Here is a 16,208-nt window from a genome sequence, read left to right as displayed (position 1 = left end):
CATCCAATACGTATATTAGTCTACGATTTCTGCGCTGTCGCCGTTTTTCACACCGGCTCCGTTCGCTTCATCCGTATCAATGTGCATATCCAAAGCAAAGGAATCAGACACACGTGCAATCACATTTTCAAACACAAGGCCACGTTCGCCGCCGACACGTACTTTCAGCAGCTGCTTGTCCTTAATGTCCCATTTAGCTGCATCAGATGTATGAAAATGAATATGACGGGCTGCTACAATAACACCCTCTTGCAGTTCCACTTCTCCGGCTGGTCCTTTTACCGTGATTCCTGGTGTACCATCAATGCTGCCAGATTCACGTACAGGTGCTTTAACACCAATAGCAAAGGAATCTGTACGGGAGATTTCGAGCTGGGAAGCTGGACGAGCCGGTCCCAAAATGCGAACCTTATCAAATTGGCCCTTAGAACCAATTACAGCTACGGTTTCATTTGCGGCAAATTGTCCTGGTTGGGACAAAGGTTTAAATTCAGTCAATTGATAGCCTGCTCCAAACAAAATTTCAATATGCTCTTGAGTCAGGTGAATATGACGTGCGGAAACGCCGACAGGTACGATTTTACTCATCGTAAGGTCACTCCTTTTTCTCTATACAATACTTTACACACCTCTGCTATTATACTCTTATTTCGTCAAGAAAGAAAAGGAAAGGACACAAAGTTCCCTTTTTTGACAATAAGAGCATTCAAAAAGACCTTTTAGAGGGCAGATTGGTTTGCAAATAATGAAGCGCATGGCCTCCCAACCAGCCCGTGACCAGCTCCTCAGGATAATGCTTTAATAGCAATTCTGCAAACTCGGGATATTTCCCCGGATGCTCCAATCCCTGTACATGACGCTCGATACCATCAAAATCAGAGCCAAACATCATATGCCGTGCACCGCCTAAAGCACAAATATGCTCAATATGCGGTAGCAGATCCTCAGCAGTTACTGTACCCTGCTCCTTGATAAACATCGTGACAAAAGTCAAACCGATTCGTCCGTCACATGCGATCAACGCCCGAATCTGATCATCCCGCAAATTGCGTGGATGAGAGCAAACTGCAAAAGCGTTCGAATGCGAGGCGATTGGCGGTAAAGTTGCCTCCTCCAGTACCTCCCAGAATCCTTGTACGGACAAATGCGATACATCCAGCAGCAGCCCCAGCTCATTGGAGCGCTTAACCAGCTCACGCCCTTTACGTGTCAGGCCGCCTCCCCTTGGCTCCATAATGCCATCAGCCGCCCAATTTGCATGATTCCACGTCAATCCAATGAGCCGTATTCCTATGGCATAGCACAGTTCCGCATACAACGGATTCCCTTCTAGCGCGTCTGCTCCCTCCAGTGAGAGAAGAGCCCAAGGTGAGTCGGTTTGATCCGCCCTATTACCATCCAAATGCTTCGGCTTTTCTGCCTGTTCGTCTTGTTCTGCCAAGTCTTCCCGCCATAGCAAGGGTCTCAGCCCATCTGAGGAAGATACCACATACTGCCTGAACAGCTCAATTTGACGAACTATATGCTCAAATCTTGGCGTGCCCAATACCTGTGAAATATATATAGCAAACGTTTGCAGCCGCACATGACCTGCCAGCAAGCGCTCCTTTGTAACATCAAGCGATGGATGACTGAAATCTACCTTTGAATCAAGCTGCATTTTACACAGCACATCACAATGAAAGTCAACAACTGGCCGTATTGCATTTAACTTACCGTTCATGCACTTTACCTCCTTCATAGCTTGAAGCACGAAATGTATTTTAAAAATCATATCGTAACGAGCCACAAAGCAAAAAAGCCCGTTTACCAGCGTAAACAGGCTCAGACAAATATCATTTATTATCTTGGCTCTACTATCAATTTAATTGCAGTCCGATCTTCTCCATCAATAACAATGTCTGTAAAAGCAGGAATACAAATCAAATCCACTCCGCTTGGTGCGACAAATCCCCGGGCAATGGCTACCGCTTTAATGGCTTGGTTTAGTGCACCGGCTCCAATCGCCTGCAATTCTGCATTTCCGCGTTCACGCAGTACTCCTGCAAGCGCGCCTGCAACTGAATTGGGATTGGATTTTGCTGATACTTTTAATACATCCATAGTAAGTACCTCCCCTGGGAATGATGATGGTTTGATTCCACTATTAGATGTTATTCGAGGGTCAGCAAAAAATTCCTGCTTTTTGGTGACAGTTTTCCATATTGTTTCCTTAAGTAGTTTGTAAAAAGGTTAATCCATCCGCCATTCATCTTCTTTAAGTCTGATTTTCTGAATTTTGCGGGCTTTTCCATTGTTATCATCCAACTCTACGCTGATGGCATGAAAGTGCCATTTGCCCATGTCCACTTGAAAACGTACTGGAAGCTGCGTCTTGAATTTCTGCAGCACAGCCTCTTTTTGCATACCAAGCACTCCCTCATAGGGACCCACCATTCCCGCATCTGTCTGATACGCAGTTCCTTGCGGCAAAATGGTATCATCATTACTCTGTACATGTGTGTGTGTGCCTACCACAATAGAAGCACGTCCATCCAGATGCCAGCCCATGGCGATTTTTTCCGAGGTAGCTTCCGCATGAAAATCGACCAGAATATGCTTGTGTTTTTTGCGCAGCTCATCTACAATTTCATCGGCTGCACGAAATGGGCAATCAATAGCTGGCAAAAAGGTTCTGCCCTGCAAATTAACGATTGCCAGCTCTTTTCCCCCACCCTTTACAACAGTGTAACCCCGTCCCGGTGTTCCCGGTGGAAAGTTGGCCGGGCGTATAATACGCGGCTCATCATCTATAAAATCAAATATTTCTTTATTGTCCCATGTATGATTTCCCATCGTAATCCCATGAACGCCCCAATCAAAAAACTCCCTAGCGATGGCTGGGGTAATCCCTCTTCCCGATGCCGCATTTTCTCCATTGACAATAATAACATGCGGGTTGTATTTTGACTTTAATGAAGGAAGATTTTCCCTCAGTGCCTTTCTGCCTACACTGCCGACGATGTCTCCAATAAATAATACGTTGATAGAAAGCCCTCCCTAGTCTGCCCTACATAATGAAAAGTGGCCCTACAAGCAGCGGCCACTTTTCATTGAAATGCTTTTATTTTGCGTATTCTACCGCGCGGGTCTCGCGAATGACGGTAACCTTGATATGACCAGGATAGTCCAGTTCATTTTCAATCGTTTTCGTTATATCGCGGGCCAGTCGGAATGCTTCCGCATCATCAATTTTCTCTGGCTGTACCATGACACGAACTTCGCGTCCGGCTTGAATCGCGTATGATTTTTCAACGCCTTCAAAAGACTCAGAGATACGTTCCAGCTTCTCAAGACGACGGATGTACGTCTCTAGCGTTTCACGCCGCGCTCCCGGTCTTGCTGCTGACAGAGCATCTGCCGCCCCGACCAGCATGGCGATCACTGAAGTCGCTTCGCAGTCGCCATGATGTGAAGCAATGCTGTTGATGACGACCGGGTGTTCCTTGTACTTCTTCGCTAGTTCCACGCCAATTTCAACGTGTGATCCTTCCACTTCGTGATCCAGCGCCTTCCCGATGTCATGCAGCAATCCTGCCCGTCTTGCCAGTACAACGTCCTCGCCCAGTTCCCCGGCCATCAGACCTGTCAAGTATGCAACTTCCATCGAGTGCTTCAACACGTTCTGTCCGTAGCTCGTACGGAACTTGAGACGTCCCAAAATTTTGATTAAGTCCGGATGCAGGCTATGCACACCCACCTCGAAGGTAGCCTGTTCGCCATACTCGCGGATTCGTTCGTCCACTTCTTTACGGGATTTTTCAACCATCTCTTCAATACGTGCCGGATGTATCCGTCCGTCCGCTACGAGCTTCTCAAGCGCAGTACGCGCAATCTCTCTACGAATCGGATCAAATCCGGACAAAATAACAGCTTCCGGCGTATCATCAATAATGAGGTCAATTCCCGTAAGGGTTTCAAGTGCACGGATATTACGGCCTTCGCGCCCGATAATCCGGCCCTTCATTTCTTCGTTTGGCAACGTGACAACAGAAACCGTCGTTTCTGCTACATGGTCTGCCGCACAGCGTTGGATGGCCAGTGTGATGATTTCACGAGACTTTTTGTCCGCTTCTTCTTTAGCCTGCTGTTCAATTTCCTTAATCATCTGAGCTGTTTCATGACGAACTTCCTGCTCTACGTTGGTCAGAATAATACTTCTTGCATCCTCCATCGTCAGATTGGAAATACGCTCCAGCTCAGTTACCTGACTCTTGTAAATCAAATCAATTTGCTGCTGGGTTTCATCGATTCGTTTCTCTTTGTTGGCCACTTGTTCTTCTTTACGTTCCAGCGATTCCAATTTTTTATCCAGCGATTCTTCTTTTTGCAGCAATCTTCGTTCCTGTCGTTGAATTTCATTGCGACGTTCACGAGTTTCTTTTTCAGCTTCGGCACGGATGCGGTGGATTTCATCTTTCGCTTCCAATACCGTTTCCTTCTTCAGTGCTTCCGCCTCTTTTTTCGCGTTCTCCACGATTTGCGCGGCAGCTTCTTCCGCACTGGAGATTTTAGCTTCTGCAATAGATTTGCGAATAAAATAACCAATCCAGAACCCAAAGAATAACGCGGCTACAGCAACGAGAACGAACCAGATCGCAGTCATCATACTGTTCACCTCCCCGTTGGTTCCTCCAAGGCATTCCTTGGGACTTTTTGCAGTTGTCATATTTACTTTAATCGTCAAACTAAGATAACGACACGAGGTCGTTTCATTTCATATGCACATGCTCTCACATGTACAATTCCGCCTGGCATAGCGGCATCACTTGTTATTTGGCGATGAGAACTTACCGTGGATTCCGCTTTTTTGGAAGGAAAAAGGGCATTCCACAAGTATCGTTTCATATATATTTTATTATTTGACAAATGGCATTGTCAAGGGAATGCAAACTTTAGTAGGCTGTCGTGCAGTTTCCATGTAATAACCTGTTCGCCCTGCCCGATCAGATCACCAGCCAATGAATGACCGACATTTAACAACTATTCCTCCCACTGCGATAATTCCTCATCATCATAAGCTCCGTTTTGCTCAGCCGCAGTGAGATGATTGACTACTCGGCGTGTCATGTCACCCGAGTATCCGCGTCTCATGAGAAAAGGATACGTTTTCCGTTTTTTCTCCATCACGTCACCGCGTACCTGTTCCCACTTCTTACGTCCGATTACCAAAGCACTTTCCCATTCCTCGTTATCAGTGATCTCTTCTAAAGCCTCCCCAATAGAGGCTTTAGAGATGCCCTTTTGACGAAGTTCCTGCCTAACCCACATCTTCCCCTTACGTTGGCTCGTTATACGCTGCCTTGCCCACTGGCGGGCGTACAAATCATCATCCACGAGTCGTTCCCTTTCAAGTCGCATCAACACTTCATCTATAACAGCCTGACCCAGTTCCTTTTGCACCAATCGCTGCGCAATTTCCTGACGTGTACGCGGCTTTCGCCCCAAATAGTAGAGCGCATACACGTAACCCTGCTGCTTTTCATCGGCCAGAACGATATCTTCCAGTTCTTTTTTGTCGAACAACGTTCCTTTAAACATATTGTATTTGATCATTACATCTTCCAACACGGACAGTGAATACGGTCCGAAATGGATGATGTATCTTCCACGTTTGCGTCCCTGTCCCTGCTCCACCCTGGTAATCATCAATTCTTCGTTATCCGGAAAATGAGAAATCCCTTGCTGCTCATTTTCGTTCGGGATATTTTCATCCTCATTGTGCAAATGCAATGTGCTTCCCTCACTTTGAAATTCACGAAAGCAGGCTGAGAGCGCCTGCCACGCAAAAGTTAGATTCCTGCTGACAGAACAGACCGTGTTCGATGCAAAAATGCCCTGCACAACTAACTGTGCAGGGCATCAGAATTATGCTGTTCAAACGGACTGTGCCATAATCCCCAGGCTACAGTTCACATGACAGAACAGAAACCAAGATTCAGCCAAGCTTATTCAAGCTCTAGCAATTCCTGTTCTTCCTTGGCTTCCTGTGCCAACTCTTCTTCGGTCGGTGGCGCAACCGTCGTAATTAAATTACTGGCCAACCGAATTTTTTGCTCGATTGTACTAGCAATGTTCGGATTTTCCTTCAAAAATTGCTTCGCATTCTCGCGTCCCTGACCAAGGCGCTCACCTTCGTAAGAATACCAGGCTCCGCTCTTGTCGACAATATCATGCTCCGTACCGATGTCGATCAAGCTACCTTCTTTGGAAATGCCCTCACCGTACATAATATCCACTTCGGCCTGACGGAAAGGAGGGGCCACTTTATTTTTCACGACTTTAATACGTGTGCGGTTACCCACGATGTCGTTCCCCATTTTCAAGCTTTCAACACGACGGACATCCAGGCGTACCGTTGAGTAAAACTTCAATGCACGTCCACCTGGTGTAGTTTCAGGGTTGCCGAACATAACACCTACTTTTTCACGCAACTGGTTAATAAAGATAGCAATGGTTTTCGATTTATTAATGGCTCCAGACAGCTTGCGCAATGCCTGCGACATCAAGCGCGCTTGAAGACCAACGTGGGAATCCCCCATTTCGCCTTCAATCTCTGCCTTTGGCACAAGTGCCGCTACAGAGTCAATGACAATAATGTCTACTGCTCCACTACGTACAAGAGCCTCGGCAATCTCAAGTGCCTGCTCTCCTGTATCTGGCTGCGACAGTAACAACTCATCAATATTGACACCCAGCTTGCTCGCATACGACGGATCAAGCGCATGCTCGGCATCGATAAAGGCGGCTTGTCCGCCTGTTTTTTGCACCTCTGCGATAGCATGAAGAGCTACTGTCGTTTTACCGGATGATTCCGGTCCATATACTTCAATAATCCGGCCTCTTGGAAAGCCGCCCGTTCCTAACGCAATATCCAAAGCAATCGAACCACTGGGAATCGTTTCCACTTGCATGTGAGTGGACTCACCCAACTTCATAATGGAACCTTTACCGAATTGCTTTTCTATTTGACGGAGCGCCATATCCAGCGCAGCACGACGATCTGACAATAAACTCACATCCTTCATTGTTTGTACTTTAATAATACCTTGTTTTGACACGCTTGCCAAGCATTTTTTCGAACATACATTCGTTTTTTTACTCAGTCGGTTCTCTACTATAATTGCATCTGTCTCTTAAAATAAAAAAAGAACCGTAGGCAAAAGGCTTTGCAACGGTTCTTCCGATAGTAAGATTATATCATAAATAGTCTATCTAAAACAACTCTATGATTCGCACCCTCTACATCATGAAGAGAGCTTCTCGTTCTCCATCAATCTGCGCCACAATCTGTATAGGATTGCTTTGACAGATCGCAGACGGATTGCTTCACGGTTTCCACTCAGATTCAGCTCATATACTTCCGTTTTCTTGTCTCGTTCAGCGATACCGATGTATACCAGGCCTACAGGCTTGCGTTCGGAAAATCCAGGTCCGGCCACACCTGTAACTGAAAGTCCGAAATCGCTGTCCATGACTATTCTTGCCTGCTCTGCAAGCACAAGGGCCACTTCCTTACTCACTGCGCCGGGCGCATGATCCCCTTCCAAATAATCATAAGGAACGTTAAGCAGCTTCATCTTCATTTCATTGGAATAACACACAATGCCACCTTGAAACATAACAGAGCTCCCCGGTACGGCAGTAATGTGTTCCATCAGCATCCCGCCTGTGCAGCTTTCCGCAGCACTAACCGTTAGCCCCCGCTTGGACATTAGATCCACGATGACCTTCTCCAGCGTAACATCCTCGCTTGCATACATATGTTCGGAAAGACGTTGTTGAATTTCTGCTTCGGTAGCCGTCAGCTTGATTAACGCTTCACTTTCACTCGCAGCCTTGGTGGATATGCGGATCGTGACTTCCCCTTCCTTGGCATAAGGAGCAATAGTCGGGTCTGTCTGAGACTGAATCAGATCTAGAAGCCGGGTTTCCAGCGCGGACTCACCAATCCCTGCAAATTTTAGCATTTTCGAATAAATCGGCATTTCCTTACCGCTCAATGCCTGCTGAAGCAGCCAAGGCTTTGCTTGATTTTCAAACATCGGTTTAAGTTCCTTAGGAGGACCAGGTAAAACCACATAAAATTTGCCATCCTGTGCAATGGCGTCCCCTATAGCCAATCCTGTCTCGTTTTCAAGCGGGGTAGCCCCTTCAATAGACAGCGCCTGACGGCGGTTATTCTCGGTCATTACTACCCCACGGTTGCGGAAAAACTGTTCGAGCTTGTCCATGGCAAGACGATCTATATGCAATTTCCGCCCCAGTACAGCAGCTATCGCATCTTTCGTCAAATCATCCTGAGTTGGTCCTAGACCACCGGAAAACAAAATAATATCTGCACGCTTCTGAGCCAGTCGTACCGCTTCCTGAAGCCGATCCATGTTATCGCCAACTACAGTCTGAAAATATACATCAATTCCGATTGCGGCCAACTCTTGTGACAAGTATTGAGCATTCGTATTCACGATTTGTCCAAGCAATAATTCTGTTCCTACTGCGATGATTTCAGCCTTCATTGTCTTTTCCTCCTGTATTGCAAATGTTGTGGGAATTATGTAAAGAAACAGCAATAAGTATTGTCCCTATTGCTGTTTCCATTAAAATTTATCCTGTTAAACTTTGGAGGAATTCAGCAAATGGATATTCTTCACAAAGTAATCTATACCCGAATAAATGGTAACCAGCGCAGCTGCCCATATCGCTATTAAATCGAACGGAATACCCAGAAAAACAAACGGGAAATTATTAATGAGCAGCGCTACAATAGCAACAATCTGAATGACCGTCTTTAATTTGCCCCAGTTGCTTGCAGCGACCACTGAACCGTCCAGCAAGGCAATCTGACGCAGACCCGTAACCGCGAACTCACGGCTAACAATCACAACGACAATCCACGAATCAATCTTGCCCATTTCCACCAAAGAAACCAAAATAGCAGTTACCAAAAGCTTATCAGCAAGGGGGTCCAACAGCTTGCCCAAATTGGTGACCATGTTATTTTTGCGGGCCAAGTATCCGTCAAGACCATCCGTGCTGGCTGCTATGAGAAAAATGATAGCCGCAATCAGTTGATTATACGGCAACTTGAAAGCTCCGATCTCAATCGGCGGCGGATAAAAATCAAAATCCACCAGCAAAGCCAGCATCATCACCGGAATTAGGCAAATCCGCGTAATTGTAATTCTGTTGGGTAAATTCACAACACACTCTCCCCTGATTATCGTACTTGATTACAAATGGCAGTTTTCGGATTGAATTCAATCCGATGTAAATCGCTTCCGACAAGCGCTATACACCTGCATTGTCTGCATTTTCGTTACAAGTATAATATGGTGCAAAACGCATGTCAAAATAGCCTGCCCACATCAAGCAACGTTTTATCCTACACAAAGCATGAGGGAAAACGGCTTTATTTCATATTCGTAAATTGGAGCTCCAATGGCAAATCAGCTTTACGCAGCAATTGAATGATCGCCTGTAAATCATCCCTGCTTTTTCCGGTTACGCGAATTTGATCACCTTGAATCTGGCTTTTCACTTTTAGCTTGGAGTCCCGAATAAGAATGTTAATTTTTTTGGCATTATCCTGATCAATCCCCTGCTTGAGCGTAAGACGCTGGCGTACTGAACCTAAAGAAGCCGGTTCCAGCTTGCCAAACTCCACATTTTTAAGAGACAATCCCCGCTTGACCATTTTGGATTGTAAAATATCAATCACCGCATTCAGCTTGTATTCGTCTTCTGATGCAATCGTAAGAGCTTCTTTCTCAAGCTTTAGGCTGCTTTTACTCCCCTTAAAATCAAACCGTGTTTCAATTTCACGCTCCGTCTGATGAACTGCATTCGTTAACTCCTGCATATCCATTTTGGAGACGATATCAAATGAATTTTCTGAAGCCATCGTTTCACTTCCCTTTCCACAACAAAGTTCAATATCTAATTATAGGCTAGTCATTTACAAAAATCCAATAATCCGTTCATTAAAAAGGCGTTCCTGCCAGTTTCCCTGACAAAAACGCCTTTATTTCAATTCTACGATTCAACATGTCTAATTGTAGATACGGGTTGGAGTTCGAAACATATCCAAAACTCCAAGCAAAATGTGAGCAAGACCAAAGCCCAGTATGCCATAGCCCCAAGCACTCGGTGTCAGATAATAGCCAAGCAAACTGACAATGATTCCGAGCCCTGTCACGATCCAGCTAACGGTCATAACGTGTACACCTCACTTTGCGGAAATAAAATGACTGGCATCCCAAGAATTACAGTCATTAGTATTTACTCGCACGAAGATGTTTATTCGCCGTTCGTAGTTGTAGAGTCTGCACCGCTTTGCGCAGAATCCGTATTACTGCCTGTCGTCGAATCTGTAGGTGAACCCGTCACCCCGGCGCTTGTTCCGGTAGAAGAAGGTTCTCCTTGCTGTATCAGTACACGAGTAGTCGATTTGTTATCGGTTATCGGCTGGCCAGCTACAGAAATGTCTGTGGCAGAAGATCGTCCTGATTTGATATATAAACCTTCCGGACCAATATCAAAGGACATGGCATCCCCGCTTTTAGTCATACCATAGCTCAGCTTTTCACCACGGGAGTTTTGTCCCTTGTATACCTCAAGCCAGCTTTCACCTGTTGCTTTAATATCAACCTTGACCGTGGCCCCAGTCGCACTGGAGACTTTGAAAACCGTCGTTTTGCCTTGCTTGCCGTCCTGTGCCACAGTTACACCTTGTTGTGGCGCAGTTGTATTCGGCTGCTGGCTATTGTCAGGTGAAGTTCCATCAGGAGTAACTGTTCCCGTACCACCTGGCTGAGTCTGTCCCGTTTGTCCTGTATCAGTGGTTTGCCCGCCACCACCGTTAGGAGTCGTCGTTTGGCTGTTATTATCCGGTTGGGCTGGTGTTGTGTCCTGCGGTTGCGGCGTAGTTCCACCCTTCGTAGTATCAGGAGCAGACGAGCTTGGTGTTGTGACCGGTGTTGTGTTTTCTGCTGTTTTTGGAGCTGAATGATTGTTGCTCACCCAATAAGCATAAATAACCCCAACAATGAGAACTAGAAAAAGCCACATTAACGCAGTAGGCAACCATTTGAGACTCCCAATTGTAGCGGGACGGCTAGAGCGTTTCTGTGTAACAGGCTCCATGACCGCTTCCGGTTCAGGTTCAGGTACATTGCTTTGATGTCCTTCCAAAATCTCATCGGGATTTAAACCGACCGTTTCGGCGTATGTTTTAATAAAAGCTCTGACATAAAAGCTTCCCGGCAGCACTTTGTAATCGCCCGTCTCAATGGCTTCCAGATAACGTTTGCGTATCTTCGTCATTTCCTGAACATCGTCAAGGCTCAATCCTTTTTGCAGCCGGGCCTCCTTTAATTGCTGACCCAGTTCTGACATGTCATCATCTCCTTGTATAATTACGCTTATTTAAAGCTCTTCTGTATAACTGGCTGTAAAGGTATCATAGATAATTTCCTCAGCCGGATTATTGCGAAGTTCAATAATGATATTAAAATCGTCAAAGCTGTATCCCGATTCACGCACAAATACGTCAGGATGCTCGATCACTTTGGTGCTTGGCATGCTCATAATTTCCTGAAGCAAGTGATAATGTCTTTCATTGGATCGAATTGTACTCACAATCCCGTCAATAATAAACACATTGTTCGGGTTCATTTCCTCCTCGGAAAGCTGACTGCGCACCGTCTGACGCAGAAGCGTCGAGGATACGAAAGTCCAGCGCTTCATGGCGCATACGCTACTGGCAATAATAGATTCCGTTTTACCTACACGTGGCATTCCGCGAAGGCCAATGACCTGATTGCCGTCCCTCTTTAATACTTCACCCAAAAAATCGACCAGCAACCCAAGCTCATCGCGAGTAAAGCGAAATGTTTTACGATCGTCCGAATCCCGGTCAATGTAACGACCATGTCTTACTGCCAATATATCGACCAGTCTCGGAGCACGCAAGGCCGTGACAGTAATGTTGCTGGCTTTTTTTAACGTATCGCCGAGAATGCGTATTTTCTCATCGTCATCCGTTTCCAGCAACATTCCCCGTCTTTCGCCTTCAACACCATTGATCGTTAATATATTAACCCCCAGAACACCAAGCATGGAAGCAATGTCCCCCAGCAGTCCGGGCCGATTTTTATGTATCTTGTACTCCATGTACCACTGTTTCATTTCCTCCGTCACATTAGCACCTCATTCACATTCAAACCGCCAAAAATTCCAAATCAAAGCATTATTGTATCATAAAATACCATCATTCGACAAAACCAATTATTGAGACCTGAAAGGTCGTTATTGAGTTGTATGCTTCAATAATGATTCAATCACGTTTATGATATATAAATTACAATGGAATTACAAGAACAGGTCTGTAACCATTACAGAAAAGCCCCCCAAAAGGGAGCTTTTCATGTGAATTCCTGCTTATGTGCTGCTTTTGGCTAATTTAACCATTAGCCGGGCGATGGTGTGGCGCTCACTTTCATCGGCAACTCCCCACAGTTCCTTCAGTGCACGGTTGGAATGGTTGGCCGGGTCGACCTTTTCGTCCAGAAAATCACCGATTTCATAAGCAAGCTCTGAAATGGTATCCTGACTAATGCCCAGCTTCTCCGCTTGCTCTACACGCTGACCGAGGAACTTTTTCCAAACATCAAAATCCTTAACGACTGTTGACATGCTTAAATCCTCCTTAGATGATTCAGATTTAAAATCAACAGTTGTAATATTCTCTTCTCAGACGCTTACTATACTGGTGGATTCCTCCAAGCATAGTTTCCCCTTAAGTTACCCATCCCCCATTAGGACTTATGACCTGACCGTTAATATAGCCTGACTCAGGAAGTGCGAGAAAATATACCAGGGACGAAATTTCATCAGGCCGAGCCAATCGCCCGGCAGGAATCGCTTCTTCCAAACTGGTAATTTCCCCCTCATCTAAATGATCCAGCATCGATGTATCCACTGCACCCGGAGCTACAGCATTTACCGTCACACCGGAAGGTGCAACCTCTTGAGCCAGCGCTTTCGTGAAAGCGTTAATGCCTCCTTTGGTGGTGGAATACAGCACCTCGCATGAAGCACCACATATCCCCCACACGGATGACACATTTACAATGCGGCCATAGCGTTGAGAAATCATATGGGGCATAAAAGCCTGCGAGCACAAAAAGGTTCCCTTAACGTTGACGGCCATCACTTCGTCCCATTCCTCTTCCGATACATCCGATAGCAGTCCATAATGAGATAATCCAGCATTATTCACTAGAATATCTGGCCTCATTCCGTGATTTTCAAGCTTTTCCCGCATACGCTCAATCTGCTCCTTGCTGCGCAGATCCGCAGACACGGTCATCACCTTGCCTGAATAAACCATACAACGACGGGCAACTTCATTCGCTTTTTCATGGGACTTCATGTAGTGGATGACTACATTCATCCCTACAGATGCAAACCGCTCGGCAATCGCCGCCCCAATCCCCCCACTCGCTCCTGTAATCAGTACGGTCGTATCGCCAATGGCTTTTAATGCACCATTTTTGGTGGTTATCGGTTCCCTCTCCCTGGACATTATGGACTCACCACCAAAGATATTGCTAATTGATCCCACTGGATATGATCTTTCAGACGCCGATTTACATCCTCTAGTGTAATGCTTTCATAGATCGGCAACAGTTGGAAGAAATCACTGCCCCGAAAGCGATGCCTTGTAAATTCGTGCGCAATATTCTCGGGTGAGTTGAGAGTACGCAAATAACCGCCGATTTTCTTTTTACGGGCTCTTTCAAAATGTTCTACCGCAAAACCCTGCTTCTGAACAGACTCTACCTCTTCACGTATTCGCGCCAGCAATCGATCCGGGTCTTTGGTATCCCCACCGATGGCAGAGAAGGCATACTGTGGCGTAGAGTTATACTCATGACCAAAGCTGTCCGAAATCAAATCCTCATCGTAAAGCTTTTGATACAGCTGTGTGCTGGAGCCAAAAAGAAGATCAAGCATCAGCTTGGTTTCCAGATCATGACGGAGCAATTCATCACCCGTCAGACCTACCTTGGCCTCCTTGAATCCGAACAGCAGCTTCGGCAGAGAGACCGCCAGCTTCACCTCACGGCGCGGTTCTGCAACCGTGGCAGGCTCCTCATCAAAAATCCGCTCGATCTCTCCCTGCGGCTTATAGTCCTTTTTCGCCTGATTATTACGCACCAGTTCTATTACTTCAGTCGGGTCCACCCCACCGACCACAAAAAGAATCATGTTGCTCGGGTGATAAAAAGCTTCATAGCAGCTATACAGCGTTTCCTTTGTAATCGTGCTGATGGATTCGACCGTACCTGCAATGTCAATGTGCACCGGATGGACTTTGTATAGCGCTTCAATCAGACCAAAGTAGCTCCGCCAGTCCGGGTTATCCCCATACATATTGATTTCCTGGCCAATAATGCCTTTTTCCTTCTCTACATTTTCATCCGTAAAGTAAGGATGCTGCACAAAATTCACAAGAGTAGTCAAGTTTTCCTGAATGCGTTCGGTTGCAGAAAACAGATATACGGTCTGATCAAAGCTCGTAAATGCGTTTGCAGATGCCCCATTCGAAGAAAAGGTAGCAAAGATATCACCCTCAGGCTCTTCAAACATTTTATGCTCCAAAAAATGGGCGATCCCATCCGGTACCTTGATCGGTTGTTGACCTTCCACACGGAAATGATTATCGACTGAGCCATATTTTGTTGCAAATGTGGCGTATGTCTTCTGAAAACCCGGTTTGGGCAACACATAGACGTGCAAGCCGTTATCCATCACTTCATAGTACAACGTTTCCTGCACATGCTCATAAACGATGCGCTCCACCCGCTATTCCCCCTTCTGGTCTCTCAAGAAATAAATAGTATCCAGTCGGAACGTCCGGGCGGCATCCTGAACATCCTGCACCTTGACAGCCTCCACCTGGCTCAGCAGCTCATCTACCGTCCGCTCTTTGCCGGAAAGCTGTCTGTTAAAATCGTAGGCAATCATTTCAAAAGCGGAATCCTGCATTTCCTTTAGCAAGTTGCGAATCATCGCCTGCGTTTGGGTCATTTCCAGCTCGGTAATCGCTCCATTTTGCGTATCTTCCAATTGCTTGCGAATAATAGTGACCGCTTTTTCGTAATTGGGAATTTCAATACCGGATTGAATCGTGCCAATGCCCTTATGACCGTCATACCGAGATGAGGCGTAATAGGCCAGGCTTTCCTTCTCACGCACATTGACGAACAGCTTGGAATGCGGATATCCGCCCAAAATTCCATTGTACATCAGCGCAGAAGCATAACGATCATCGCCATACGTAATGGGAGTACGCAGGCCCATATTCAGCTTACCCTGATTCACATCAAGACGCTCTACTATCGTTTGAACATCACGCTCCACCGACTTGGGCTGTTCGGGAACATACTCTGTTTCCGCTGAACGGTTTAACTGAAAATAACGATCAACATACTTTTCAACTTCATCCAGCGTTGTATCCCCAACAACGTATAAATCCATGCTGGCATGATTTAGCCATTGTACATAAGCCTGATATAAACCCTGCGCATCTATATTATCCAGATCGGAGCGTTGGCCGAGGGGATGCAGACGATAAGGCTCATCTTTACACATTTCCTCCATGCAGCGCTCTGCAGCATAACGCATTTTATCGTTAACTATAGATTCCAGCTTCTTGCGTACATTTTCTCGTTCCTGCTGAACATATCCAGTTTGAAAAGCACCTTTTTCCAGAGCTGGTTTTGTTAACACTTCTCCGAGAAAAGCAAACGAACGATCCAGCAAGCTGTCCGAGCTGTTTACAAAGCTGTCATTGATCGTATCCATGCGAAATTGCACGATCTGATAATCTCCGCGCTTATAAACATCGAATCCAAAGCCCGCCCCATACAATTGCTCTAATTGTTCTCTGAATTGTGTAGTCTGCGGATATGATTCTGTACCCCGTCGCAGTACGAATGGTGTCAGTCCCACTCGGGTTACGGTTTCCTCTCGTAGTGGAGTACCTACATACAATGATATGGCAAACGTCTTAAAGCGTTTGGTCGGCAGCACATGAATTCTTAATTGCCTGCGCGTGCCACGCTCGAAACCTGTTTTGTTCAAGTCCAAAACTCCTTTTG

17 protein-coding genes are annotated in these 16,208 nt (G+C 46.0%); all 17 read right to left on the bottom strand.

The window, feature by feature from the left end; genetic code table 11:
- Positions 1-15: 15 nt before the first annotated feature.
- The gene (gene pduL, locus WG8_RS10335; protein WP_007430106.1) at positions 16-588 is read right to left on the bottom strand and encodes a phosphate propanoyltransferase; all 573 of its coding nucleotides are present in this window, start codon (positions 586-588) and stop codon (positions 16-18) included.
- 118 nt (positions 589-706) lie between these two features.
- Positions 707-1,723 (bottom strand): dipeptidase, encoded by a 1,017-nt coding sequence (locus WG8_RS10330; RefSeq protein WP_007430105.1) that lies wholly within the window; start codon positions 1,721-1,723, stop codon positions 707-709.
- A gap of 119 nt (positions 1,724-1,842) precedes the next feature.
- A complete protein-coding gene (locus tag WG8_RS10325; RefSeq protein WP_007430104.1) occupies positions 1,843-2,103 on the bottom strand; it encodes a stage V sporulation protein S in 261 nt (86 codons plus the stop codon).
- Positions 2,104-2,232: 129 nt separating this feature from the next.
- The gene (locus WG8_RS10320) at positions 2,233-3,027 is read right to left on the bottom strand and encodes a TIGR00282 family metallophosphoesterase (protein ID WP_043890951.1); all 795 of its coding nucleotides are present in this window, start codon (positions 3,025-3,027) and stop codon (positions 2,233-2,235) included.
- Between the two features lie 76 nt (positions 3,028-3,103).
- Positions 3,104-4,648 (bottom strand): ribonuclease Y, encoded by a 1,545-nt coding sequence (rny, locus tag WG8_RS10315; protein WP_007430102.1) that lies wholly within the window; start codon positions 4,646-4,648, stop codon positions 3,104-3,106.
- A gap of 374 nt (positions 4,649-5,022) precedes the next feature.
- Complete coding sequence (locus WG8_RS10310; RefSeq protein ID WP_007430100.1) at positions 5,023-5,766, bottom strand: regulatory protein RecX; 744 nt, start codon at positions 5,764-5,766, stop codon at positions 5,023-5,025.
- A 221-nt stretch (positions 5,767-5,987) separates the two neighbouring features.
- Complete coding sequence (recA, locus tag WG8_RS10305) at positions 5,988-7,049, bottom strand: recombinase RecA (RefSeq protein ID WP_007430099.1); 1,062 nt, start codon at positions 7,047-7,049, stop codon at positions 5,988-5,990.
- A 237-nt stretch (positions 7,050-7,286) separates the two neighbouring features.
- Positions 7,287-8,558 (bottom strand): competence/damage-inducible protein A, encoded by a 1,272-nt coding sequence (locus tag WG8_RS10300; RefSeq protein WP_007430098.1) that lies wholly within the window; start codon positions 8,556-8,558, stop codon positions 7,287-7,289.
- Positions 8,559-8,654: 96 nt separating this feature from the next.
- Positions 8,655-9,242, bottom strand: a complete 588-nt coding sequence (gene pgsA / locus WG8_RS10295; RefSeq protein WP_007430097.1) for a CDP-diacylglycerol--glycerol-3-phosphate 3-phosphatidyltransferase — start codon at positions 9,240-9,242, stop codon at positions 8,655-8,657.
- Positions 9,243-9,451: 209 nt separating this feature from the next.
- Positions 9,452-9,943 carry a YajQ family cyclic di-GMP-binding protein gene (locus tag WG8_RS10290; RefSeq protein ID WP_007430096.1) on the bottom strand — a complete coding sequence of 164 codons (492 nt, stop codon included), beginning with the start codon at positions 9,941-9,943 and terminating at the stop codon, positions 9,452-9,454.
- A gap of 147 nt (positions 9,944-10,090) precedes the next feature.
- Complete coding sequence (locus WG8_RS27375; protein ID WP_007430095.1) at positions 10,091-10,255, bottom strand: hypothetical protein; 165 nt, start codon at positions 10,253-10,255, stop codon at positions 10,091-10,093.
- Positions 10,256-10,338: 83 nt separating this feature from the next.
- Entirely contained in the window at positions 10,339-11,436 is a 1,098-nt protein-coding gene (locus WG8_RS10285; protein WP_007430094.1) for a helix-turn-helix domain-containing protein, read from the bottom strand.
- 30 nt (positions 11,437-11,466) lie between these two features.
- On the bottom strand, positions 11,467-12,240 hold the full coding sequence (locus WG8_RS10280) for a DUF3388 domain-containing protein (protein ID WP_007430093.1): 774 nt from the start codon (positions 12,238-12,240) through the stop codon (positions 11,467-11,469).
- A 240-nt stretch (positions 12,241-12,480) separates the two neighbouring features.
- Positions 12,481-12,735, bottom strand: a complete 255-nt coding sequence (locus WG8_RS10275) for a DUF3243 domain-containing protein (RefSeq protein ID WP_007430092.1) — start codon at positions 12,733-12,735, stop codon at positions 12,481-12,483.
- Between the two features lie 103 nt (positions 12,736-12,838).
- On the bottom strand, positions 12,839-13,627 hold the full coding sequence (gene ymfI / locus WG8_RS10270; protein ID WP_007430091.1) for an elongation factor P 5-aminopentanone reductase: 789 nt from the start codon (positions 13,625-13,627) through the stop codon (positions 12,839-12,841).
- On the bottom strand, positions 13,627-14,907 hold the full coding sequence (gene yfmH, locus WG8_RS10265) for an EF-P 5-aminopentanol modification-associated protein YfmH (protein WP_007430090.1): 1,281 nt from the start codon (positions 14,905-14,907) through the stop codon (positions 13,627-13,629). The genes ymfI and yfmH overlap by 1 nt, the downstream gene beginning before the upstream one ends.
- Before the next feature lie 3 nt (positions 14,908-14,910).
- Positions 14,911-16,191 carry an EF-P 5-aminopentanol modification-associated protein YfmF gene (gene yfmF, locus WG8_RS10260; RefSeq protein ID WP_007430089.1) on the bottom strand — a complete coding sequence of 427 codons (1,281 nt, stop codon included), beginning with the start codon at positions 16,189-16,191 and terminating at the stop codon, positions 14,911-14,913.
- Positions 16,192-16,208 lie beyond the last annotated feature (17 nt).

The sequence above is a fragment of the Paenibacillus sp. Aloe-11 genome (genome assembly GCF_000245715.1).
Taxonomy (GTDB): Bacteria; Bacillota; Bacilli; order Paenibacillales; family Paenibacillaceae; genus Paenibacillus; species Paenibacillus kribbensis.
The sequence above is the reverse complement of the archived record's forward strand: the minus strand, read 5'-3'. Positions and strand labels throughout refer to the sequence as shown.

Excerpts from the sequence above, each read along its gene's own strand:
- pduL (WP_007430106.1), bottom strand. The coding sequence starts at position 588 with ATGAGTAAAATCGTACCTGTCGGCGTTTCCGCACGTCATATTCACCTG.
- WG8_RS10330 (WP_007430105.1), bottom strand. The coding sequence starts at position 1,723 with ATGAACGGTAAGTTAAATGCAATACGGCCAGTTGTTGACTTTCATTGT.
- WG8_RS10325 (WP_007430104.1), bottom strand. The coding sequence starts at position 2,103 with ATGGATGTATTAAAAGTATCAGCAAAATCCAATCCCAATTCAGTTGCA.
- rny (WP_007430102.1), bottom strand. The coding sequence starts at position 4,648 with ATGATGACTGCGATCTGGTTCGTTCTCGTTGCTGTAGCCGCGTTATTC.
- WG8_RS10300 (WP_007430098.1), bottom strand. The coding sequence starts at position 8,558 with ATGAAGGCTGAAATCATCGCAGTAGGAACAGAATTATTGCTTGGACAA.
- WG8_RS10290 (WP_007430096.1), bottom strand. The coding sequence starts at position 9,943 with ATGGCTTCAGAAAATTCATTTGATATCGTCTCCAAAATGGATATGCAG.
- WG8_RS27375 (WP_007430095.1), bottom strand. The coding sequence starts at position 10,255 with ATGACCGTTAGCTGGATCGTGACAGGGCTCGGAATCATTGTCAGTTTG.
- WG8_RS10285 (WP_007430094.1), bottom strand. The coding sequence starts at position 11,436 with ATGTCAGAACTGGGTCAGCAATTAAAGGAGGCCCGGCTGCAAAAAGGA.
- WG8_RS10275 (WP_007430092.1), bottom strand. The coding sequence starts at position 12,735 with ATGTCAACAGTCGTTAAGGATTTTGATGTTTGGAAAAAGTTCCTCGGT.
- ymfI (WP_007430091.1), bottom strand. The coding sequence starts at position 13,627 with ATGTCCAGGGAGAGGGAACCGATAACCACCAAAAATGGTGCATTAAAA.